Source organism: Streptomyces sp. NBC_00273 (assembly GCF_036178145.1).
Classification (GTDB): Bacteria; Actinomycetota; Actinomycetes; order Streptomycetales; family Streptomycetaceae; genus Streptomyces.
The window spans coordinates 5,641,271-5,659,060 of sequence record NZ_CP108067.1 but is presented as its reverse complement, the minus strand read 5'-3'; the positions used below and the strand labels follow the sequence as shown (position 1 = coordinate 5,659,060).

The 17,790-nt window shown below is 70.8% G+C and carries 18 protein-coding genes; 6 read left to right on the top strand and 12 right to left on the bottom strand.

All coding sequences use genetic code 11. The annotated features are described in order from the left end of the window. Window position 1: 1 nt before the first annotated feature. Together OG386_RS25020 and OG386_RS25015 are read right to left on the bottom strand one after the other, a co-directional pair. Entirely contained in the window at window positions 2-1,159 is a 1,158-nt protein-coding gene (locus OG386_RS25020; RefSeq protein ID WP_328789968.1) for an acyl-CoA dehydrogenase, read from the bottom strand. Continuing rightward, on the bottom strand, window positions 1,159-2,358 hold the full coding sequence (locus OG386_RS25015; protein WP_327384730.1) for an amidohydrolase family protein: 1,200 nt from the start codon (window positions 2,356-2,358) through the stop codon (window positions 1,159-1,161). The genes OG386_RS25020 and OG386_RS25015 overlap by 1 nt, the downstream gene beginning before the upstream one ends. Before the next feature lie 130 nt (window positions 2,359-2,488). Here OG386_RS25015 and OG386_RS25010 point away from each other — a divergent pair, with 130 nt between their 5' ends. Beyond that, window positions 2,489-4,042 (top strand): AMP-binding protein, encoded by a 1,554-nt coding sequence (locus OG386_RS25010; RefSeq protein ID WP_328789967.1) that lies wholly within the window; start codon window positions 2,489-2,491, stop codon window positions 4,040-4,042. A 572-nt stretch (window positions 4,043-4,614) separates the two neighbouring features. On the opposite strand, the gene OG386_RS25005 is transcribed toward OG386_RS25010, so the two are convergent. The 4 genes from OG386_RS25005 to OG386_RS24990 form a co-directional block, all read right to left on the bottom strand. After that, a complete protein-coding gene (locus OG386_RS25005; RefSeq protein WP_328789966.1) occupies window positions 4,615-5,193 on the bottom strand; it encodes a GNAT family N-acetyltransferase in 579 nt (192 codons plus the stop codon). 60 nt (window positions 5,194-5,253) lie between these two features. Further along, window positions 5,254-5,619 carry a hypothetical protein gene (locus tag OG386_RS25000; RefSeq protein ID WP_328789965.1) on the bottom strand — a complete coding sequence of 122 codons (366 nt, stop codon included), beginning with the start codon at window positions 5,617-5,619 and terminating at the stop codon, window positions 5,254-5,256. A gap of 121 nt (window positions 5,620-5,740) precedes the next feature. Then, a complete protein-coding gene (locus OG386_RS24995) occupies window positions 5,741-6,208 on the bottom strand; it encodes an NUDIX hydrolase (RefSeq protein WP_328789964.1) in 468 nt (155 codons plus the stop codon). After that, window positions 6,195-6,956, bottom strand: coding sequence for an XRE family transcriptional regulator (locus tag OG386_RS24990; protein WP_328789963.1), 762 nt, complete (start codon window positions 6,954-6,956; stop codon window positions 6,195-6,197). Before OG386_RS24990 ends, OG386_RS24995 begins: the two co-directional genes overlap by 14 nt. A gap of 142 nt (window positions 6,957-7,098) precedes the next feature. Between OG386_RS24990 and OG386_RS24985 the strand changes: the two genes are divergently transcribed. Both OG386_RS24985 and OG386_RS24980 read left to right on the top strand, forming a co-directional pair. Then, complete coding sequence (locus tag OG386_RS24985; RefSeq protein ID WP_327384724.1) at window positions 7,099-7,248, top strand: hypothetical protein; 150 nt, start codon at window positions 7,099-7,101, stop codon at window positions 7,246-7,248. Then, window positions 7,241-7,450, top strand: a complete 210-nt coding sequence (locus OG386_RS24980; RefSeq protein ID WP_327384723.1) for a hypothetical protein — start codon at window positions 7,241-7,243, stop codon at window positions 7,448-7,450. The genes OG386_RS24985 and OG386_RS24980 overlap by 8 nt, the downstream gene beginning before the upstream one ends. A 649-nt stretch (window positions 7,451-8,099) precedes the next feature. Here the strand turns inward: OG386_RS24980 and OG386_RS24975 are convergent. After that, window positions 8,100-9,353 (bottom strand): zf-HC2 domain-containing protein, encoded by a 1,254-nt coding sequence (locus tag OG386_RS24975; protein WP_328789962.1) that lies wholly within the window; start codon window positions 9,351-9,353, stop codon window positions 8,100-8,102. After that, window positions 9,350-9,913, bottom strand: a complete 564-nt coding sequence (locus OG386_RS24970; protein ID WP_328789961.1) for a sigma-70 family RNA polymerase sigma factor — start codon at window positions 9,911-9,913, stop codon at window positions 9,350-9,352. Before OG386_RS24970 ends, OG386_RS24975 begins: the two co-directional genes overlap by 4 nt. Before the next feature lie 301 nt (window positions 9,914-10,214). On the opposite strand from OG386_RS24970, the gene OG386_RS24965 reads away from it, so the two are divergent. Continuing rightward, a complete protein-coding gene (locus OG386_RS24965; RefSeq protein WP_328789960.1) occupies window positions 10,215-10,733 on the top strand; it encodes an EF-hand domain-containing protein in 519 nt (172 codons plus the stop codon). Window positions 10,734-10,943: 210 nt separating this feature from the next. Here the strand turns inward: OG386_RS24965 and purU are convergent, their stop codons facing one another. Together purU and OG386_RS24955 are read right to left on the bottom strand one after the other, a co-directional pair. Beyond that, window positions 10,944-11,822 (bottom strand): formyltetrahydrofolate deformylase, encoded by an 879-nt coding sequence (gene purU, locus OG386_RS24960; RefSeq protein WP_327384720.1) that lies wholly within the window; start codon window positions 11,820-11,822, stop codon window positions 10,944-10,946. Window positions 11,823-11,836: 14 nt separating this feature from the next. After that, entirely contained in the window at window positions 11,837-12,283 is a 447-nt protein-coding gene (locus OG386_RS24955) for an SCO4402 family protein (protein ID WP_030012051.1), read from the bottom strand. A 215-nt stretch (window positions 12,284-12,498) separates the two neighbouring features. On the opposite strand from OG386_RS24955, the gene OG386_RS24950 reads away from it, so the two are divergent. After that, window positions 12,499-13,788, top strand: a complete 1,290-nt coding sequence (locus tag OG386_RS24950; protein ID WP_328789959.1) for an ABC transporter substrate-binding protein — start codon at window positions 12,499-12,501, stop codon at window positions 13,786-13,788. Window positions 13,789-13,809: 21 nt separating this feature from the next. On the opposite strand, the gene OG386_RS24945 is transcribed toward OG386_RS24950, so the two are convergent. Together OG386_RS24945 and OG386_RS24940 are read right to left on the bottom strand one after the other, a co-directional pair. Next, complete coding sequence (locus OG386_RS24945; RefSeq protein WP_328789958.1) at window positions 13,810-15,321, bottom strand: hypothetical protein; 1,512 nt, start codon at window positions 15,319-15,321, stop codon at window positions 13,810-13,812. A 119-nt stretch (window positions 15,322-15,440) separates the two neighbouring features. Then, window positions 15,441-16,820, bottom strand: coding sequence for a transcriptional regulator (locus tag OG386_RS24940; protein ID WP_328789957.1), 1,380 nt, complete (start codon window positions 16,818-16,820; stop codon window positions 15,441-15,443). Between the two features lie 222 nt (window positions 16,821-17,042). Between OG386_RS24940 and OG386_RS24935 the strand changes: the two genes are divergently transcribed. Beyond that, complete coding sequence (locus OG386_RS24935; protein WP_328793345.1) at window positions 17,043-17,723, top strand: bifunctional DNA primase/polymerase; 681 nt, start codon at window positions 17,043-17,045, stop codon at window positions 17,721-17,723. Window positions 17,724-17,790: the final 67 nt, after the last annotated feature.

Below are 17,790 nucleotides of genomic sequence, written 5' to 3'. Positions count from 1 at the left end.
CTCACCGGCCCTTCGGGAGGCCGAGGATCCGCTCGGCCACGATGTTGCGCTGGATCTGCGAGGTGCCCGCCGCGATCGTGTACGAGAGGGAGGAGAGCCGGTCCAGGGTCCACTCCTCCTCCAACGACAGGGACCGGGCCCCGAGGACCTCCGCCGCCGTGTCGTACAGCTCCTGGCGGGCGTGCGAGTAGGCGAGCTTGAAGACGGAACCGCCGGTGCCGGGGACCCCGCCCGCCGACCGCTCGGCCTCGCTGACGTTCCACTGGGTGAGCCGCCACAACGCGCCGAACTCCCCGTACAGCCGGCCCAGCCTGCGCCGCAGCACCGGGTCGTCCCACCGGCCGTTGGCCTTCGCCGTCCGGGCCAGTTCCCCCAGGGTCCGGCGGCAGGCGACGACCTCGCCGACGAAGGCGGTGCCCCGCTCGAAGGACAGCGTGACCATGGTGACCCGCCAGCCGTCGTTCTCCGCGCCGACCCGGTTGGCCACCGGGACCCGTACCTCGTCGAGGAACACCTGCGCGAACTCCGCCGACCCGGCGAGCGTGCGCAGCGGCCGTACGCTCACCCCCGGCGCGTCCATCGGCATGGCCAGCCAGGAGATCCCCCGGTGCTTGGGCGCCCCGGGATCGGTGCGCACCAGCAGCTCGCACCAGTCGGCGACCTCCGCGTGCGAGGTCCAGATCTTCGACCCGCTGATCACGTAGTCGTCGCCGTCGCGCACGGCCCGCGTCCGCAGGGAGGCCAGGTCGGAGCCCGCGTCCGGCTCGCTGAAGCCCTGGCACCACACCTCGTCGCCGCGCAGTACGGGCGGCAGCCAGCGCGCCCGCTGCTCCGCCGTGCCCTCGGCGGCGATCGTGGGTCCGGCGTGCAGCAGCCCGACGAAGTTCGCGCCGACGTACGGGGCCCCGGCGCGCTCGGTCTCCTCCAGGAAGATCAGGTGCTGGGTCGGCGTGGCTCCGCGGCCGCCGGCGTCCACCGGCCAGTGCAGGCCCGCGTACCCGGCCTCGTACAGCCGGCGCTGCCAGCCCAGGTCGTACGCGCGCCGGCCCGGCCAGTCGTCGGGGGACGGCTTGGCGGGCAGCTCGGGGAGCACCTTGGCGAGCCAGGCGCGCAGCCGGGCCCGGAAGTCCTGCTCCTCCTCGGTGTAGGTCAGGTCCATCAGCGGCGGCTCTTGTCCAGGTCGAGGCCGAGCATGCGGATGGCGTTGCCGCGCATCAGCTTGTAGACCGTCTCGTCGTCCAGGCCCTTCACGTGGTCGAGGGCGACCTCCTTGGTGTGCGGGAAGGTCGAGTCCACGTGCGGGTAGTCGGTCTCGAAGGTGGCGTTGTCGCGGCCGACGACGTCGAGGGAGGCGATCCCGTGCTTGTCGCGGAAGAAGCAGCAGAACATCTGCCGGTAGTAGTACGTGGACGGCGGCTCGGGGATCAGGTCGCGGACGCCGCCCCAGGCACGGTGCTCCTGCCAGACGTCGTCGGCGCGTTCCAGGGCGTAGGGGATCCAGCCCATCTGGCCCTCGCTGTAGGCGAGCTTGAGCGTCGGGAACTTCACCAGGACGCCGCTGAAGAGGAAGTCCATCATCGAGGCCATCGCGTTGTTGAAGCTGAGCGAGGCTTGGACGGCCGGGGGCGCGTCGGGGGAGGCGGCGGGCATCTGGGAGCTGGACCCGATGTGCATGTTGACCACCGTGCCGGTCTCCTGGCAGACGGCGAAGAAGGGGTCCCAGTAGCCGGAGTGGATGGAGGGGAGCCCGAGATAGGTGGGGATCTCGGAGAAGGTCACGGCCCTCACCCCGCGGGCGGCGTTGCGCCGGATCTCGGCGACGGCGAGGTCGATGTCCCAGAGCGGGATGATGCACAGCGGGATGAGCCGACCGCCGCTGTCGCCGCACCACTCCTCGACCATCCAGTCGTTGTAGGCGCGCACGCAGGCCAGGGCCACTTCCTTGTCCTGGGCCTCTGCGAAGGTCTGCCCGCAAAAGCGCGGGAAGGTCGGGAAGCAGAGCGAGGCCTCGACGTGGTTGAGGTCCATGTCGGCGAGGCGCGCCGCGGGGTCCCAGCAGCCCCGGCGCATCTCCTCGCGGGTGATGCCCTCCAGGGTCATGTCGTCGCGGTCGAAGCCGACGGCGGCGATGTTGCGCTTGTACGGGAACTTCAGGTCCTCGTAGATCCACCAGTCGGTCGGCGGGCCGTCGGGATCCATGGTGATGACGTACTTGCCGCCGGTGTAGGCGAGTTCGCCGATGCCGGCGGTGAGCGCCTTGGGGCCGCGGTCGCGGTACTTGGCGGGCAGCCAAACGTCGAACAGGTGCGCGGGCTCGATCACGTGGTCGTCGACGCTGATGATCCGAGGCAGTTCCATGGTCTCCCCAATTCACCGATCTGATGGATCGTCAGAAACAAGCTAGCCCCGCCACCCCTGGACCGACAAGCGTCGGCGCCCTACGCTCTGCGCTTGATCTGACTATCCGTCAGCTATGGGGAGGTCTGGGATGACGGACACCGCGACCGCGACAGAACTGAGCCGGTCCCGAACCCTGTGGGAACTGGTCTCCCGCCGGGCCGCGCTGGCCCCGGACACCACCGCCCTGATCGAGGCCGCCGAGGACCCCGCACACGACCGCCGGCTCACCTTCGGCGAACTGCGCGACCGCTCCGAACGCGTCGCCGCCGGCCTCCACGCCATGGGCGTACGCCCCGGCACGGTCGTCGCCTGGCAGCTCCCCACCCGCATCGAAACGGTGCTGCTCTCCGTCGCCCTCGCCCGGATCGGCGCCGTCCAGACCCCGATCATCCCCTTCTACCGGGACCGCGAGGTCGGCTTCGCCCTCCGCGAGTCCAAGGCCGAACACTTCGCCGTCCCGGGAACCTGGCGCGGCTTCGACCACGCCGCCATGGCCACCCGCCTCGGCGCGCGCGGCGTCTTCGAGGCCTACGCGGCCCTCCCCGACGGCGACCCCGCCGTACTCCCCGCGCCGCCCGCCTCCGGCACCGACGTCCGCTGGATCTACTGGACCTCCGGCACCACCTCCGACCCCAAGGGCGTCCTGCACACCGACCGCTCCCTGATCGCGGGCGGCTCCTGCCTCGCCCACGCCCTCCACCTGAGCCCGTCCGACGTCGGCTCCATGGCCTTCCCGTACGCGCACATAGGCGGCCCCGACTACCTGGTGATGCTCCTCCTGTACGGCTTCCCCGCGGTGCTCTTCGAGAAGTTCGCGATGCCCGATGCCCTGGACGGGTACCGCCGCCACGGGGTCACCGTGGCCGGCGGCTCCACCGCCTTCTACTCCATGTTCCTCACCGAGCAGCGCAAGGCCCCGGACGTCCCGCTGATCCCCACCCTGCGCCTCCTGGCGGGCGGCGGCGCCCCCAAGCCGCCGGAGATCTACCACGCGGTCGTACGGGAGCTGCGCTGCCAGCTGACCCACGGCTACGGCATGACCGAGGTCCCGATGATCACCATGGGCTCTCCGGACGACACCGCCGAGAACCTCGCCACCACCGAGGGCCGCCCCCCGGCGGGCATGTCCATCCGCATCACCGCCCCGGACGGCACCGAGCTGCCGCCGGACACGGACGGGGAAGTACGGCTGCGCGGCGAGGCGGTCTGCCGGGGCTACCTGAACGGCGACGACCCGGCCGGGGCCTTCGACCCCGACGGCTACCTGATCACCGGCGACCTCGGCCACCTCACGCAGGACGGCTACCTGGTCCTCACCGGCCGCAGCAAGGACGTCATCATCCGCAAGGGCGAGAACGTCTCGGCGAAGGAGATCGAGGACCTCCTCCACCGCCTCCCGGCCGTCGCCGACGTGGCGGTCATCGGCCTCCCGGACCCCACCCGCGGCGAACGCGTCTGCGCGGTGGTGGAACAACACCCGGGAGCCTCCCCCCTGACCCTCCCCCAGCTGACCGCCTACCTCCGCGCCCAAGGCCTGGCCACCCACAAGCTCCCGGAACAACTGGAACTCCTGGAGGCCCTCCCCCGCAACGAAACCCTGCGCAAGGTCCTGAAGTACAAGCTCAGGGAGCGGTACGCGTAAGGGTCGGGCCGGTACGGGTGCCACGGTGCCCGGGGCCTTCACCCCCGCGGCCCCGCCACCCCGGGTCGGCGGCTACCCACCCGCCCCCGAGGTGCGGCGGGGTGCTGGGGGCGGGTCTGCGCTGGGCGGCATCAGGGACGTGCTGGGGGTTTCCCGTCAGTCCCATCGTCCTTCCGTGTCGTGCCGGTCCCTCAAGGGCGCTCCTCCTCCGTCGTCGCGTCGCTGCGCGATGGCCTTCGGCCACCCTTGACCGACCGTCCCGCCCCGGAGACACGAGGACAGCCGGGAACCCCCCAGAGGAACGGGCCGGGCGACAGAAGACCATCGGGGCGTCGGAGGAGCCCGGGCGGAGCCCGGAGCGCCCCAGATCGCTACGCGCTCCTGCCCGACGGCGTCCGCGAGCCTTCAGGGGCCGGACACAAGCCGCCCCAGATCGCTACGCGCTTCTCGATCACGCGTCCGCACGTCTCTTGGGCGGGTGCGGAGCCGCCATCGAACGCCACACACGATCTGAGTTCGGCGTCTGCGAGTCGGTGGCAGCTCCGTCTCAGAGGATGGGCCGGACCAAGGGTCTACTCCTCGGACCCTGGCAGTGGGAAGGTGTCTGACATTCGAACGGACCGCCCCATGCACACCAGCCAGGGGGCCTCCGCTCCCGGCCGCACCGCACCGATCTCGCGATACCCCCAGCCCTCGTACAACCGCATGACCTTCCCGTCACCGGCAGCAGGGTTCACCATCAGGGTGGCATAGCGCTCGCGACGTCCATCGAGAAGCGCGTCATGCATCCGGCGGGCGAGCCCAACACCTCGATGTGCAGGAGTGACTCCGATCTCCTTCACCGCGACGGTGTCTCGGGCCGTGAAGCGGGGAGCCGCAGGAACAGTCATCCGCTTCCACCAACGGTCATCAGGACCGATCGTGTTCGCGTAGGCGTACCCGATTGCCGCACCCTCCAACGTGTACGCCATCACGGCTGCCCACCCCGGTTCGTCCGCATGCCGGTCGAGCCTCTCGAGGAACACGTCCACCCGGTAGTTCGGGTGGTCAAGAAGGTCAGCACGTACCTCTGCGTACACCTCTGTGATCGTCGATCGCAGATCGGACGTCAACGCAGTGTGTCGACGTATGCAGGACTCGGGTTCAGCCATCGCGTGCGCGCACCTTCATTCGATCCACGTGGGAGCGCCACGCTCCCGGAGCGATCTGATTCAGTCGAGGGCCTTTTCGACGGCTTCGAAGATGTCCGCGTCGGTCTCCTGCTGCCAGGACGGCAGGTCGGGCCAGTCGGCTACATAGCCCGGCTTCGGGTCTTCGAAGTGCTTGAACATCTGGGCTGTCCAGCACGTCGCGACGAACCGGCTCTTCTGCTCACGGGACAGCCTCGACGTGCGACCGCCACTGATCTCGATGAACTGCCGGACCTGGTCGTAGACCGAACCTGCGGCCTCGCGCTCCCAATCCGGGGTGTCCTCCCACGGAGTGACGTAGCCGGCCTTCGGCTCCCCGGGAAAGTGCCGGTGCACTCCCGCGATCCAGGCCTCCCGGAACAATCGGGCACCCTCGCTCTGCGACATGCCTACCCCTCTCATCACCGCGTGCTCAGCGTGGCGATGCGTGCCACACGGCCTACCCGAACTCATCGAACGGAGTCCGAGGCGCCGCAGGGAACCGCGGCGCGGGTCTCTTTCTTTGGTGTCAGCGCACCACGGGCCCACGACCGGCGCGCCAGTCGTCGATGCGCTTGCGGATGCTGGGCACCATCTGAAGGTCGTCCGTGTCTTCGGGCGCGAACCAGGCGACCTCGAGCGACTCGTCGGACGTCCGGAGGCTTCCGCCCGTGGGCTGGGCGAGAAGACAGATCGAGAATTCCTGCCGGACTTCTCCGTCGTCGTAGGCGAAGACGTGTCCGGGGTTCGTGTACGCACCGACGATCCCTACGATCTCGACTGCGATGCCGGTTTCCTCGAGTGTCTCCCGAACCGCGCAGTCTCCGATGCTCTCCCCGATTTCCATCTTCCCGCCAGGCAAGGCCCACATCTCGTTGTCCGTGCGTCGTTGCAGCAACACTCGACCGTCGTCGTCAACGACGATCGCCGAGGCCGCCGGCACCAGGCTGTTCGCCACCGGCGCGTGGGGGTCGTCCTCGTAGTCACGCCTGGGCATCTTGCCTCGCCTCTCGGATGTCCCGTCCACGGCTCCACAACTCTTCGACATGAGCCGTGAAGCGGTCGAACATCCCGTCCGTCTGCCGCCGCCGCAAATGCAACATCGGCGAATCGTGGCCGACCCTGCGCGCCAGGATCGGGGTAACGATCATCTCGTCGTCGAATCGGAAGACGGAGAGGTTGACGTGCCCGGTCTCGAACCTGCCCTCGATCCCACTGACCTCGTGCAGCTTCTCCAACTCGTTCAGCGTGACGGCAATACGGGTGGACAGCGTCAGCGGCACACCTTCCTCAGCCTCTCGCGCAGCAGTGACCGGACTGTCCGGGTCTCCGATCAGGAATCTCACTCTGCAGCCGCCCTCAGCCTTCCGCCTCAGGGCGCCGGCCAAGTTCGCTTGCTCCAGCCATAGAAAGTAATTGGTGTACCCGGCGAACATCAGCTCGCGCTGCGCCTTGGTCACCAAAGACTTCCACAGGCTTGTCGGCGCAGCCGAGCGATAGGGAAAGACTTGGACGATCTCCCGGTCCGGCCCGGTGCTGAGTGCCGACCGTACGGCGTTCGGCCACAAAGCTGCCTCCTCCTCACCCAACGCCTCAGAGGCCGCCCAACGGTGGCGGGCATGAGGAATGCGGTTCGGCGCAGTGATCCATCGACTGACCGTCTTCGTGTCGACCCCGCATGCTTCTGCAAGCTGCGCTTCGGTCATCTTGGCATTCGCCATCGCTCGACGCAGCGCGTGATTCATGGTTCGCCTCCACAGCCCGTCAGGGACGGCACGAACCTACTCCCCAATCGTCCCAAACGTCCCGCGAACGCGGTAGCAACGCTCCAACGGGGGTTGGAGCATCAATGCGTGTCCGGTCTGGGGCTACGGAGGAGTGATCTGCATGCGCCCACACATCGATGCGTTCGGCGTCAACACAGAGGATGCCGTTTCGGTGGCTGCCAGAGGAGAGCCGAGTTCGGACCTGCTCGACCGAGCCCTGGTCGGCTGGGAGCGTTTCCTCAGCACCATGAAGCGAGAAGTCGATGAGTGACCGCTACGAATACGTACCGCACAGACTCCTGCGCCACCCCGTCCGCGACGTCGCCTCTGGCGTGGAGGGTGAGCTGATGGCCGTGATCAATGAAGACGTCTCGGGCTCTGGCCGCGAGCACTGGGTCGAACTGGCCTACATCCGAAACGCATCCGGCCGTGAGTTCACCACCTCGGTTTCCAACGTCGAGCCCGCCGGCTGACGCCCGACGCAGGAAGGTGCAGAGATCGGACGCGTCTTGCTCCAAACCGCGCACGACTCGCAGACGCCGAACTCAGATCGTGTGTGGCGTTCGATGGCGGCTCCGCACCCGCCCAAGAGACGTGCGGACGCGTGATCGAGAAGCGCGTAGCGATCTGGGGCGGCTTGTGTCCGGCCCCTGAAGGCTCGCGGACGCCGTCGGGCAGGAGCGCGTAGCGATCTGGGGCGCTCCGGGCTCCGCCCGGGCTCCTCCGACGCCCCGATGGTCTTCTGTCGCCCGGCCCGTTCTTCTGGGGGGTTCCCGGCTGTCCTCGTGTCTCCGGGGCGGGACGGTCGGTCAAGGGTGGCCGAAGGCCATCGCGCAGCGACGCGACGACGGAGGAGGAGCGCCCTTGAGGGACCGGCACGACACGGAAGGACGATGGGACTGACGGGAACCCCCCAGCACGTCCCTGATGCCGGCCAAGGGGATCCCGCCTACCGGATCCCCGCCGCACCTCCCCGGCACCGCCCCATCGGCTTCCGCCTACCGGGGTCGGCCCCCGCCGCGCCGCGGGGGCGGGGGCCGCGGGGGCGGGGGCCGCGGGGGCGGGGGCCCCGCGCGCAGTGGTACCCGTACAAACGCCGGCCCCGCGCGCCTCGCCGACCCCCTACAGCCTGCTCAGTGACGCCGCCGCGAACAGGACGTCGCGGATCGCCTCGCGGTCACCGTGCTGGCCCACCGCCGCCTCCTCCGGGGAGATGTGCCCGGCTGCCAGCTGACAGAACTCGATCCCGTCCAGGGCGATCTCCGCCACCGTGCGTTCCGGCGACGGCTTCGCCCCCGGCGAGTCCAGCGCGATGTCCCAGCCCCCGCCGCCCGAGCCCTCGATCTCCAGGTGCAGGGTCCGCCCGGGCGCGCCCGCCGCGACCAGTCCCCGCGCCGGGGCCGCCAGGCCGGCGCGTCTGCGCTGCGCCAGCGCGCCCGGCAGGAGCCGCGCCGCCAGGTCGATCATCCGGTGCAGGTGCGGCCCGGCCGGCGGCTCGTACGGGTAGTCCACCGCCTCCGCAATGTCCCACGCGTGCACCCAGCACTCGAAGGCCCGTTCCAAGAACGCGTCCCCGAGCGGCAGGGCGAAGCCGCCGTAGTCCACCGCCAGCTCGGCGACTCCCCGGCCGGCGAAGGAGACCGTACGCACCAGCGTGTGGCCCTGTTCCCGCCACGGGTCGCGGACCTGCCGCGTCACCGGGTGCGGAGTCGCAGCCCAGAAGTGCTCCGTCCGCACGGTCGGCCCGCCCTTCGGCGCGTCCGGACCCAACGGGTCGTCGAGCCCCAGCGCCGAGGCGATCAGCCCGTCCACCGTCAGCAGATGGCCGATCACGCCCGCCACCGTGGTCCGCTGCGACCGGCGCCGCTCCTCCTCGAACCACTTGAGCCGCACCGGGGTGTGCCACTCCGAGTCCCCGAAGTCCTGGAGCAGCGCGTCGAGCCGCGCGGTCTCGGTGTCGTACGGGCTCGCCCAGACCGGCACCGGGATGCGGGCCGGCCGCTTGCCCAGGCAGTCCTCCAGGACGCGCGAGCGCAGCAGCGGCTTCAGGTCGAGGGTCTCCTCCGGGTGCAGCAGCCCCACGGCGTCGCGCAGCCGCAGCGCCTCCTCCGCGCAGGGCGCGCACTCGGTGAGGTGGTCCTCCACCGCCTGGGTCTCCTCGGCCGAGCAGGCCGCCAGTGCCCACGCCCCGAGCAGGGACTTCAGCACGGAGTGCGAGGGCGGGGGCGGCACCTCGACCGGCGGCGGCAGCGGCGGCATCAACCGTGGTGCGTGCCCCGGGTCGAGGTCGTCCGCGGCCCCGCGCGGACCCGGTATCCGTGCCCGGCCGACGGGACGCTCGAATCCGTCATCGGGCGGCTGGGGAGGGCCGTTCATCGGGGCGTTCCATATCCGGACTGGGCGGTTTCCTCCTGCGGGAGGGCGTTGGCGGTCGACAGCAACTGCAGCCCGAGCCGCAGCCTGCGCCGCGCCTCGTCCTCGCTGATCTGCAGGTCGGCGGCGGCCTGCCGGTAGTCCCGCCGCTTGAAGTAGGCGAGTTCCAGCGCGGCGCGCAGGGGCGCGGGCATCGAGGTGACGATGTAGTCGGCGCGTGCGGCCGCATTGGCGGTGCGCACCTTCTGCTCCAGCTCCTCGCGCGAGCCGCGGCCCAGCTCGGCCTGGCGCAGGCGGGCCACCGCCTGGCCCTGGGTGATCCGGGCGACCCAGGAGCGCATGGAGCCCTGCTTGGGGTCGTAGGCGTCCGGGTTCTCCCAGATGTAGCCGAAGACCTCTCGGGTGATCCGGTCCGCCGCTTTCTCGTCGCCCAGTACCCGGTGCGCCAGGCTGTGCACGAGCGAGGCGAAGCGGTCGTACAGTTCCCCGAGCGCGGCGGCTTCGCCACGGGCGAGCCGCTGCTGCATGCGGCGGTCCCAGCGCGGTGGTGAGTCCTTCGGCATGAATGCCCCCAGCCGTGTGTCGACTCAACGAATGTAGTGGGCACATGGCGGATCGCGCCTGTTTTGGAAGAACCTCTCCCTGGAAGTGCGCCCTGCGTGATAGAGGCGTGGCAGGGCGTGAACGGTGGTACGCCCGACGGCACATGGGGACAGGTGTACGCGCCCCACCGCGCTCCCCGTGCGCGGGTTCGATGCGGCCGCCCCCTTGACCGCTTCGCTTAACGCGCAGGCCGCAAAGGGCTTACGCTCCTTCCTTGTCTTGATCTGAACCCCACTGCACATGTGAAGGCGGAACGCCGAAATGGACAGCGCAGAATACGAGCGCAAGATCGCCGCCCGATTCGCCACCTTCGACCAGGACGGGTCCGGGTATATCGACCGGGAGGACTTCAGCGCTGCCGCGAAGGCCGTCCTGGCCGAATTCGGTACCACCGCCCGGTCGGACAAGGGCCAGGCCGTCTTCGCGGGCGCCGAGGCCTTCTGGCAGGGAATGGCCGGCATCGCGGACGTCGACGGGGACCAGCGGGTGTCCCGCGAGGAGTTCATCACCGGGGCCGCGAAGCGGCTGCGCGACAACCCGGAGCGGTTCGCGGAGATCGCGCGACCGTTCCTGCGGGCCGTGATCGCGGTGGCGGACGAGGACGGCGGCGGCACGATCCCGCCGAACGCCGCCCGGGTCCTGCGCGTCCTGGGCACGGCCCCGGAGCTGGCCACCCAGGTGGCCGCCGCCCTGGACGCGGACCAGGACGGCCGCATCTCGGAGGACGAGATCCTGGCGGCCTTCGCGGGCTACTGCGGCGTGGAAGCCCCCGACGCGTAACGCCTGCGGCGCGCTCGGCAGTACATCCGGCTGCGCCGGCACGATTCGGCCCCGCCGGCATGTGAGGCGCGGGGGTCTGGGGGCAGCGCCCCCAGCAGCCGGCCCGCGCGGGCCCACCGCGCCCCGCACCGGTATCCGGTCCCTGCGGCCCGGCTTCCTGGGGCGCTGCTCCAGACCCCGCGCCTCAATCGCCGGCGAGGCTGTGCTTCGCTACGCGAAGACGACCGTGCGGGCGCCGTTGAGCAGCACGCGGTGCTCGCTGTGCCACTTCACCGCCCGCGCGAGCGCCTGGCACTCCACGTCCCGCCCGATCGCGACCAGCTGGTCCGGCGTCACCTCGTGGCCCACCCGCTCGACCTCCTGCTCGATGATCGGCCCCTCGTCGAGGTTCGCCGTCACGTAGTGCGCGGTCGCGCCGATCAGCTTCACACCGCGCGCGTGCGCCTGGTGGTACGGCTTCGCGCCCTTGAAGCTCGGCAGGAACGAGTGGTGGATGTTGATGATCCGCCCGCTCAGCTCCGTGCACAGGTTGTCGGACAGCACCTGCATGTAGCGCGCCAGGACCACCAGGTCGACGTTCTCGGCGCGCACCAGCTCCAGGAGCTGCGCCTCCGCCTCCGCCTTCGTGTCCTTGGTGACGGGGATGTGCACGAACGGGATGTCGTAGGAGCCGACCAGTTCGGCGAAGTCGGTGTGGTTGGAGACCACGGCCGCGATCTCGACCGGCAGGGCGCCGATCCGCGTGCGGAACAGCAGGTCGTTCAGGCAGTGCCCGAACTTGGACACCATGAGGATGATCCGCATGCGCTCCTCGGAGCGGTGGATCTGCCAGTCCATCTTGAAAGAGTCGCCGATCGCGGCGAAGCTGGCGCGCAGCTTCTCGACCGTCACCGGGGGCTCGGCCTCGAAGTGCACCCGCATGAAGAAGAGTCCGGTCTCCCGGTCTCCGAACTGCTGGCTGTCCACGATGTTGCATCCGGTCATGAAGAGGTAACTCGACACGGCATGCACGATGCCCTGCTTGTCGGGGCAGGACATGGTCAGGACGTACTGGGGCTGGGCCTGGGCCTCGGTGTGCGGGTCGCTCATGACCGCACAGCCTTTCACACCGCGCGGGTGAGGATCTTCAACACATCGAGCGATGTCGGTCGCACGTCCGGATCGTCCCCGTCGGCTTCCGCCAGCCGTACGTGCGCCTCGCGCGCGGCACGTACCGCCTCGGGCCACGCGTGGTGCTCCAGGTAGGCGGAGACGGGGGCGTCGGGCCCGACCTGGTGGAGGATGCGGAGCACCCGCAGCACGGCGAGGTCGACGACGGCCGCCTCCTGCGAGTCCCGGAAGATCGTGCCGACGTACTTCTCGGCGGACCAGCTGTCGAGCCAGGTGTCCTCGACGAGCCGGTACACGGCGTCGGTGATGTCGCCGTACGCCTCGTCGCCGGTCAGCCAGGTGTCCTCGTGGAAGACCGGATCGGAAAGCATGTGCAGCGCCGAGCGCACGTTGCTGCGCCAGCGCCACCACGGCATGTCATTGAGGGGCATGCCGCCCATGGTGGAGGAGCGGCCGCCCCGTCGGGAAGGGTTCTTCGAACCTTGGGCGAATGTCACGCTTTCGATCGTACGTTCCTGGTCAGTGCGATCTTGAAGCGCCCACGGGGACTCACGGGGACTCATGGGGGCCGCACCCCCGCAATTCACCTCGGTGTCACCCAATGTTGTGTCCATCTCACTCGACAGTTACCGGTGGGGCGGAATGGTGCATGGACATGACCCTTTCGCGACGCGTCGCATCCCGCTCCCGCACCTTCGCGGCCACGGCCATGGGCGCGTGTCTCATCGCCGGGTGCGGGACGCTCCCCGGGGGCTCGGGGGACTCCGGGAGAACCGTCACCGTCATGACCTTCGCCCCTGAAGACACCAAAGCGACGAACATGCCCGGAATGACCGGCATGGCCAAGGCCTACGAGCGCTACGTGAATTCCAAGGGCGGGATCAACGGTCGCAAACTGCGCGTACTGACCTGCAACGAGAAGAACACGCCCTCCGGCGCCGCCGACTGCGCCCGCAAGGCCGTCGCCGAGAAGGCCGTCGCCGTGGTCGGCTCCTACAGTCAGCACGGACGCGCCTTCATGGCCCCGCTGGAGGCGGAGGGCATCCCCTTCATCGGCGGCTACGGAGTCTCCTCCGAGGAGTTCCAGTCCCCCCTGTCGTACCCGGTCAACGGCGGCCAGCCCGTGCTCATCGCAGGCGCCGGCCACCAGCTGAGCCGCGCCTGCAGCCAGGTCGCCCTGGTCCGCCCGGACACCCTCGCGGCCGACACCCTGCCGGTCATGCTCAACGCCGGGCTGCGGGCCAACAAGATGGCGGACGCCTCCGACATCCGCGCCGCCGAGGACTCCGCCGACTTCGGACCGCAGGCCCGCGAGGCCCTCGCGCACACCAGCGGCACCGGCAAGGAGAAGGAAAAGGAGAAGGGCTGCGTGACCGCCGTCCTCGGCGAGCGCACCGAGACGTTCTTCGACGCCTTCCGCCGGACCGACGCCCAGCGCAAGAAGCCGCAGATCTCCTCCGTCCTGGGCAGCGTCAGCCAGGCCCTGGTGGACCGCACGGGCGGCAAGGAGAGCCCCTTCGAGGGGGCATACCTGACCAGCTGGTACCCGGTGGCCGCCGATCCCCTCTGGGAACCCATGCGGAAGGTGGTCTCCGAGTTCGCCTTCGGCGACGACACCGTCGACCCCGAAGACAGCGGGGCGCAGACCACCTGGATCGCGTACACCGTGCTCAGCGAGATCCTCAAGCGCTTCGAGGAGGACGAGCCCGTCACCGGCCGCAAGGTCAAGCGCGCCCTGAACGAGTCGCAGCCGCTCAACACCGGAGGCCTCACCCCGAACCTGAGCTGGCGCTACCAGGACATGCGGGCCGTCGCCGGCTTCCCCCGCATCGTCAACGGCCGGGTCACCTTCCAGATCGTGCAGGCCGGGCGGCTCGTGGCACAGCCCGGCGAGCAGTCCCTGGACATGACCCCGACCCTGGTGACGGCCCCGCCCATGGCCTGATGCCCGACCACCCGCAACGACTCAGAGCTGGGACTTGTCCCGCTTGGTGAGGCCGTACTTGCCGGCGATCGCGTTCCACATGGTCGCGGCGGGCTCCTTGGCCTTGGTCGCCTCGCCGCTCGACCGGTTGCCCTCGGAGGCGTTCTTGGTGACCTTGGCCTTGCCGTCCTTGCACTTGTCGTCGTCCACGTCGTCCGCCCAGGCCGCGTAGCTGTTGTCGGCGTCCGCGGACGACTGCCAGGCCTTGGTCAGGGACGCGGACAGCTTCGCGTGGTCCGGGAGCTGGTCCACCTTCAGCTCCTGGAGTCGGGTGACGAGCTCCTCGCGCTGGCGGGCCGCGTTGCGCAGGTCGGCGGCCGCTTGGTCGAGGTTGTCACAGCCCTTGATGTCCTCCACGGCCTTGATCACCGAGGCCCGGCTGTCGTTGCTGTCCGCGAGGAGCTTGTCCAGCTGGACGGCCTGCGAACGGGCCGGGTCGACGGGGGCCTCGCCGCCGGGGGCCGCGGAGCCGCCGCTCGCGGTCGGGGCTCCGGCGACCGCGCCGGGGTCGTTGTTCTGCGGCTTGCCGTCGGCGAGCAGCGCACCGACGCCGAGCCCGACGACGGCCAGGCCGATGACCACCGCGCCGATGATCGCGGGCGAGACCTTGCGCGCGGGCTCCTGAGGCGGCGGGGGCGCGGCGTACTGCTGCTGCGGGTGCGGCTGCTGGAACTGGGCTTGCTGCTGGTGCTGGGGCTGCTGCTGGTACTGGGGCTGTTGCGGGCGGGCCGGACGGGGGCGGCGCGGCGGCTGGCGCAGCACGGGCTCCTGGACGGGCGGCAGGTGCTGGGTCTGCCCGGCGGAGTCGTCGCCCCGGAAGAGCCCGTCGAACCCGTCTACGGCACGGTCGGCGGGGACGGGCGGTATGTACTGCGTCGCCGCCTCGCCGTGCCCGGGGGCCGCCGGGACCGGCGGGATGTACTGGGTCGCCGCCTCGCCGTGGCCGGGAGCGGCCGGGACCGGCGGGATGTACTGCGTGGCCGCCTCGTCGTGGCCGGGACCGGCCGGGACCGGCGGAATGTACTGCGTGGCCGCCTCGTCGTGGCCGGGACCGGCCGGGACCGGCGGAATGTACTGCGTGGCCGCCTCGTCGTGGCCGGGACCGGCCGGGACCGGCGGAATGTACTGCGTGGCCGCCTCGTCGTGGCCGGGACCGCCCGGGACCGGCGGAATGTACTGCGTGGCCGCCTCGTCGTGGCCGGGACCGCCCGGGACCGGCGGAATGTACTGCGTCGCCGCCTCGGGCAGCGGGGGGTAGCCGTAGCCGTGCGGATCCCCCGGCCCCTCGTAGCCGGGCCCCACCACGTGCCCGGGCGCGGCCTCCGGGCCGGGGTAGGCCTGCGGGTCGGGATAGGCCTGCGGGTATCCGTACGCGGCCCCGGGCTGCTGCTGGGGCTGCTGGGGCTGCTCCGGGTACGCCGGGTATCCGGAGGCCGGGTCCGGACCCCACGGGGCACCCGGCTGGGGGGCGCCCCCTTGTCCGCTCTGCGTCACCGGGACTCCTTCTCCGACTAGCCCGACCGTACGGAACCGTCAGGTCACGCTACCCCGTCACGCACCGCCACCGTGAGAGCACCCCGAACCCGGTCCGGCCCCGACCGGCAGGACGCCCCCTACGCCGTCACCTCCAGCCGCGCCGCGAACTCCCGCACCGCCGCCTCCTCCCGGTACGGCTCCAGCCGCGCCCGGAAGTCGTCCAGGTACTCCACGCCCCGGTTCGAGCGGAGCCCCTCCAGCAGTTCCGCCGCCTGCGTCGCCGTCAGGCAGGCCTGTTCCACTTCCCGCTGCTGCACCTGCGCCGCCGCCAGCAGCAGCAGCCCGATGGCCCGGCGGCGCGCCTTGCCCGCCGGCAGGCCCCGTAGGGCCTCCTCCGCCCGCCTGGCCGCCGCGTCCGCCTGGCCCAGGTCGCGGTGGCAGTGCGCCAGCTCGTCCGCGAGGTACGCCGCGTCGAAGTGGCGGATCCACACCGGGTCGTCACCCGACTCCGGCTCCGCCCGCTCCAGCGCGCTCACCGCCCGCCCGGACAGCACCGCCGTCGCCCGGGCGTCCCCGAGCAGCGCGTGGCCGCGCGCCTCGGCCGCGTAGAACATGGCCTCGACCCGCGGGGTGACCTGCCCCCGCGTCCCCTCCTGGGCGGCCCGCGCCAGCTGCGCGATCTCCCGCGGGTTACCCAGTTCGGCGGCGAGGTGGCTCATGGACGCCGCGAGCACGTAGCCCCCGTACGCCCGGTCCCCCGCCGCCTGGGCGAGGCGCAGCGCCTGGATGTAGTACCGCTGGGCCAGGCCCGGCTGGCCCGTGTCCACCGCCATGTAGCCGGCGAGCTCCGTCAGCCGGGCCACCGACGCGAACAGGGCCCGCCCGACGGGTTCCCGGTAGGAGCCGCCGATCAGCCCGGACACCACCGAGTTGAGGTAGTGCACGACCACCGGCCGGACGTGCCCGCTGCCGAAGCGGTGGTCGAGGTCCTTGAGGGCCTCGGTGGTCGCCCGGACCGCCTCCACGTCCGGCATGCCGACCCGCGAGCCGCCGCTGCGGGCGACCTGGGTGTCGGCCCCGGTGATCAGCCAGTCGCGGCTCGGCTCCACGAGCGCGGAGGCGGCCACGCTGGAGCCCGCGAGGAAGTCCCGGCGGCCGACGTCGCTGCGCCACAGCTCGCAGACCTGCTCGATCGCGCCGACGACGGTCGGGGAGAACTGCAGGCCGACGCCGGAGGCGAGGTTCTTCCCGTTGGCCATGCCGATCTCGTCGATGGTGACGGTCCGGCCGAGTTTGCGCCCGAGCGCCTCGGCGATGATCCCGGGAGCCCGGCCGCGCGGCTGCTGGCCGCGCAGCCACCGGGCCACGGAGGTCTTGTCGTAGCGGAGATCGAGGCCGTGCTCGGCCCCGCACATGTTCACGCGCCGAGCGAGCCCGGCGTTGGAGCACCCGGCTTCCTGGATGAGCGCCTGCAGCCGTTCGTTCGGCTGGCGGGCGACGAGAGGCCTGGCTGCCATGAAAACCCCCTGCTGACCGCGGGTGATCCGTTGGAATGATCACTTCCCGCCTGATGTGCGGAGAATCTTCCGCTCTGCGTCGTGTCGCTACCCAACTCCGGCGCTCCGGCCTCCTACGCGCCCCCACGCGTGCATCAGTGCGCCCCGTATGCAGGATCGATGCTCCGCCCGCCGCCGGGTTTACGCCCGTAACCCCGGGTGAACCGAGGAGTTGTGATGGGCGTGGAAGAGACCATCGCAGTCACGGAGAGCGCACCCATCCCCAAGCAGCGCGGCGAGCAACTGCTGGACCATGCCGTGCGGTACGCGGAAGAACGGCACTGGGACGTCTTCGCCGGCACCTGGTTGGAGCCCGCGGACGGCCGCGAGCTGTGCTCCTGCGGGGCGACGGACTGCCCGGCTCCCGGCGCGCACCCGACGGTGGAGGACTGGGCGGCACAGGTCACCGGCAGCGCGGTGCAGGTCCGGCGGATCTGGGCGAAGCAGCCGCAGGCCTCGATCCTGCTCCCGACGGGCCGCACGTTCGACGCGCTGGACGTGCCCGAATCGGCCGGGTTCCTCGCACTGGCACGGCTGGAGCGGATGGAGCGCACCCTCGGGCCGGTCACCCTCACGCCCGACCACCGGATGCTGTTCTTCGTCCTGCCGGGCGCCGGCGTCAAGGTGCCCGACCTGGTGCGCAAGCTGGGCTGGCCGGCCGCCACGATCGACCTGGTGGCGCGGGGCGAGGGCGAGTACGTCGCGGCGCCGCCCACCCGCTTCGGCGGCCGGGGCTCGGTCCAGTGGGCGCGGCGGCCCACGCCGGCGAACCGGTGGCTGCCGGACACGGAGGAGCTGATCGACGCGTTGGCGTACGCGTGCGGCAGCGAGGCCGCGGCGGAACGCAAGCGCCACCAGGGCTGACGCCGACCCCCGAACTCGCCCTCCGCGCCTGCGGAATCAGGGCGAAAACTGATGACATAAGTAACTG

Excerpts from the sequence above, each read along its gene's own strand:
- OG386_RS25020 (WP_328789968.1), bottom strand. The coding sequence starts at position 1,159 with ATGGACCTGACCTACACCGAGGAGGAGCAGGACTTCCGGGCCCGGCTG.
- OG386_RS25015 (WP_327384730.1), bottom strand. The coding sequence starts at position 2,358 with ATGGAACTGCCTCGGATCATCAGCGTCGACGACCACGTGATCGAGCCC.
- OG386_RS25010 (WP_328789967.1), top strand. The coding sequence starts at position 2,489 with ATGACGGACACCGCGACCGCGACAGAACTGAGCCGGTCCCGAACCCTG.
- OG386_RS25005 (WP_328789966.1), bottom strand. The coding sequence starts at position 5,193 with ATGGCTGAACCCGAGTCCTGCATACGTCGACACACTGCGTTGACGTCC.
- OG386_RS25000 (WP_328789965.1), bottom strand. The coding sequence starts at position 5,619 with ATGTCGCAGAGCGAGGGTGCCCGATTGTTCCGGGAGGCCTGGATCGCG.
- OG386_RS24995 (WP_328789964.1), bottom strand. The coding sequence starts at position 6,208 with ATGCCCAGGCGTGACTACGAGGACGACCCCCACGCGCCGGTGGCGAAC.
- OG386_RS24990 (WP_328789963.1), bottom strand. The coding sequence starts at position 6,956 with ATGAATCACGCGCTGCGTCGAGCGATGGCGAATGCCAAGATGACCGAA.
- OG386_RS24985 (WP_327384724.1), top strand. The coding sequence starts at position 7,099 with ATGCGCCCACACATCGATGCGTTCGGCGTCAACACAGAGGATGCCGTT.
- OG386_RS24980 (WP_327384723.1), top strand. The coding sequence starts at position 7,241 with ATGAGTGACCGCTACGAATACGTACCGCACAGACTCCTGCGCCACCCC.
- OG386_RS24975 (WP_328789962.1), bottom strand. The coding sequence starts at position 9,353 with ATGAACGGCCCTCCCCAGCCGCCCGATGACGGATTCGAGCGTCCCGTC.
- OG386_RS24970 (WP_328789961.1), bottom strand. The coding sequence starts at position 9,913 with ATGCCGAAGGACTCACCACCGCGCTGGGACCGCCGCATGCAGCAGCGG.
- OG386_RS24965 (WP_328789960.1), top strand. The coding sequence starts at position 10,215 with ATGGACAGCGCAGAATACGAGCGCAAGATCGCCGCCCGATTCGCCACC.
- purU (WP_327384720.1), bottom strand. The coding sequence starts at position 11,822 with ATGAGCGACCCGCACACCGAGGCCCAGGCCCAGCCCCAGTACGTCCTG.
- OG386_RS24955 (WP_030012051.1), bottom strand. The coding sequence starts at position 12,283 with ATGGGCGGCATGCCCCTCAATGACATGCCGTGGTGGCGCTGGCGCAGC.
- OG386_RS24950 (WP_328789959.1), top strand. The coding sequence starts at position 12,499 with ATGACCCTTTCGCGACGCGTCGCATCCCGCTCCCGCACCTTCGCGGCC.
- OG386_RS24940 (WP_328789957.1), bottom strand. The coding sequence starts at position 16,820 with ATGGCAGCCAGGCCTCTCGTCGCCCGCCAGCCGAACGAACGGCTGCAG.